Below are 3,057 nucleotides of genomic sequence, written 5' to 3'. Positions count from 1 at the left end.
TCCCCCTCCCCAATCTCTCCACATTCTTTTCAAAACGCCCAGACCCAGCCCTAGTCTTCGTCAGGATAGACGATTTCGTCGGGCATTTCGGATTCGGGGGTATGGCTGGCCAGCACCCGGCGGCGGGCCGGACGGCTGTTGGCTGCGGGCGCCGTCTCTTCCTCCTGCGCCTTGCGGGTCATCGAAGGGGTCGGCAACGTGTTATAAATGTTCCAGTAAACGGGCAGATAGTTCGTGACGATGCCGGGATTGCTCAATTTGATATTCGGACGGAGGAAGGCCGCCAGAGAGAGCGCCAGAGCCCACTGCACGGTCGGGCTGGCCCACGGCGTGGTGGAGGGCTCGATGGAAACGAGCCGCCCGTCTTCGCAAGACAAGCCAAGCTGATTCAGGAAGCTTTCCACAAGGACCTTATCCACGCTCTCAGGCAGTTTGGGCATGACCCCGCCCTTCGAGCGCACGGCGGGGATAAGGGACAGCGCCAAGCCAAGCGGCAGGAGCGCTGAAGGCAAACCCGTGAGGTCATCAACCGGGTTGGGCGACGGAAGGGGCTCACCCTCGGCAATGCCTTCGCCAAAGGAGGCGGACAGTTCGCCATCGGCGACGGAGAGGTTCACGCCCAGTTTGGAGAACAGGCCTTTGACGGCGTCGCCGCTTCTGGCGTCGCCGGTGGCTTCCCAACGGCCGGAAAGCTTCACGCTGCCGCCGACAAAAGCGGGCATGGCGAGCAGCGTCGCCGCGGCGACGACATTGATGCCGGGGAGCAGTTCGTCGGAGAACTGGGCTTTGCCGGGAACCACATGCAGGGAAAGGGTATCTTCGGTATCCGTGAGGCTGGCCTTGATGCCCGCGCTCTGGAGGATGGGCAGGACCTTGGAGACGATGTTGCGGCCTTCGGCGTGTCCGCTCAAGTCGACCGTCACGTCACGTTCCCATCCTGCCGTGGCCACGAGCAGGGCTTCCAGCGCGTCGGCGGGCAGTTCGGCGGGCACGGCCACGTCGGACGGCAACATGGCCGACGACTCCAGACGGGCGGGCAAGCCCTCCTGTCCGGGAACCACGCTGGTCAGGCGCGCGCCGAGCAGCGGCAGGAAATGACGGATCGGAGCCAAGTCCACAAACTTGAGGCCGCTCTCGCCGATAATTTTGAGGCGCGCGGGCCGCGTCACCATCTGGAACAGCATCAGGTACAGGTTGAACGGATCGTCGCCGACGTGCACCACCTTGTCGAGGATGGACTTGTTGTAGCCGGAAACCGGTTCGCCGCCCTGGCAGAGGATACGCCCGTCCTCTTCCCAGCGCAGGCGGGCACCGACCTGATTGAGCCCTTTCAGGCACTCCATGACCGGGCCGTTGAGCGGCACGCCGTGAAGGGTACATTCGGTGGCGCCGCTGGCCGCGAGCACCATGCGGACGCGGGGCAGGCGATCGGAAGCGGGAGCGGGCAGTTCCACGGCAAGCGCCTTGCGGGCCGGAGCAAGGTTGAAGGCGGAAGGCTGCTCCATATCGGCGGGAGCGACTTCCACTTCCTGAAGCAGTGCGAAAATCTGGCGGATAAGCTTGGGATCGCGGCTGACCGCGGAAGCGTTTTCTTCCCACGAAGTACGCAGCTCGCGTTCGTGATCCGACGTTCCGGCATTGGGCAGGCGGGTCAGCATACGGCTGCGGCGGGCGATCATTTTGATAAGATCGCGGTCGAGTTCGCGCAGCTCGGCGATGAGCCCGGAGCCTCTCTGCGGACGGGGGCGGTCGCCGTTTTCAAAACGATCGCGGGGGGGGCGGCGCTGTTCGCCGCGGGCGGCCCAATCAGGGCGCGGAGCCCGCTCGGAACGGTCGCGGTTCGACCATTCGGGACGCTCGGGGCGACGGGAGGCCCATTCGGAGCGTTCGGGGCGCTCCGCCCGTTCGGGACGTTCTTGCGGCTTGTTCCGCGGGTCGTTGAAATCTCGGGGGTTGCGGGAATCTCGGGGAGAATTGCTTTTGATGGTCATGGAGGGGTACTCGTAAGAGGTCTGAGTTCAAGACGGGATATGAAGGTTCCATAGGCAAGGCGCAGCTTTCGGAACGAACTGTCATATAAAGAAGTGATGATACCCCGAAAAGCCTTCACCCGCAAGCGCAACCCATTGTCCTTTCCGCCCTGCGGCTCACTTGACAGGGGGCTTAGCCCACGTTAGGCCGATCCCTGACGCCCCGCTCCCGCAGGGCGTTTTCGGGGACGGGCATCCGTCCCCGCACCATCCGAGGAGGCCTTATGTCCGGCTTCACCCCGCTTCTGTTCGCCTATGTCTTCACCGCCGTTTTTCTGGCGGGTATCGTCCGCGGCGCAACGGGATTCGGCTTTTCCATGATCATGATCGTGCTCCTGACGCTGTTCTTCCCCCCGGCACAGGTGGCTCCGGTCATCCTGTTCTGGGAAGTGCTGGCCAGCATCGGGCACCTGCCCTTCGTCTACAAGCAGGTCCACTGGAAATCCCTCCGCTGGCTTGCGCTCGGCGTGGCCCTCGGCACTCCCTTCGGAGTCTATTGCCTGATATCCATACCCGTGGACGCCATGCGCCTGATCATCAATGCCGTGGTCCTTATCCTCACTTCCATGCTCTACTGCGGATTGCGGCCGAAGAACGCGCCCACGCCGCCCCAGACCACGGGCGTCGGACTCCTCGCCGGGGTCATCAACGGCGCTTCCGCCAACGGCGGCCCGCCGATCATCCTCTTTTTCCTGTCCAGCCCGCTCGGGGCCGCCGTTGGGCGCGCTTCGCTCATCGCCTTTTTCCTGTTCACGGACGTCTGGGCCTCGCTCTTTTACTGGCAGCAGGGGCTCATCAGCCTTGATACCATCATCTTTACCCTCGTCTTCATGGTTCCCATGTTCGGCGGCATGTGGTTCGGCAACCGCTGGTTCTCCACCGTCGACGAGGCCCGCTTCCGCAAGGTTGTCCTTGCCCTGCTCATGATCATTTCCGTCGTCGGGCTTGTGAAGGCGTTGTAGGGGGAGAATAATGTGGGGGAAGGGAGGAGGGACCTTTCTGAGAAAGGTCCCTCCTCCCTTCCCCC

2 protein-coding genes are annotated in these 3,057 nt (G+C 63.4%); one reads left to right on the top strand and one right to left on the bottom strand.

What is annotated here, in order from left to right:
* Positions 1-50: 50 nt before the first annotated feature.
* Positions 51-1,991: an SNUT3/LISCH7 family protein gene (locus HMPREF0178_RS08885; protein WP_009380262.1), complete on the bottom strand. Its 1,941-nt coding sequence runs from the start codon at positions 1,989-1,991 to the stop codon at positions 51-53.
* Positions 1,992-2,254: 263 nt separating this feature from the next.
* Here HMPREF0178_RS08885 and HMPREF0178_RS08880 point away from each other — a divergent pair, with 263 nt between their 5' ends.
* On the top strand, positions 2,255-2,992 hold the full coding sequence (locus HMPREF0178_RS08880) for a sulfite exporter TauE/SafE family protein (protein WP_009380260.1): 738 nt from the start codon (positions 2,255-2,257) through the stop codon (positions 2,990-2,992).
* Positions 2,993-3,057 lie beyond the last annotated feature (65 nt).

Source organism: Bilophila sp. 4_1_30 (assembly GCF_000224655.1).
In the GTDB taxonomy this organism is placed as follows: domain Bacteria; phylum Desulfobacterota; class Desulfovibrionia; order Desulfovibrionales; family Desulfovibrionaceae; genus Bilophila; species Bilophila wadsworthia.
Note: the sequence above shows the minus strand (reverse complement) of the source record. Positions and strands in the feature narration are given on the sequence as shown.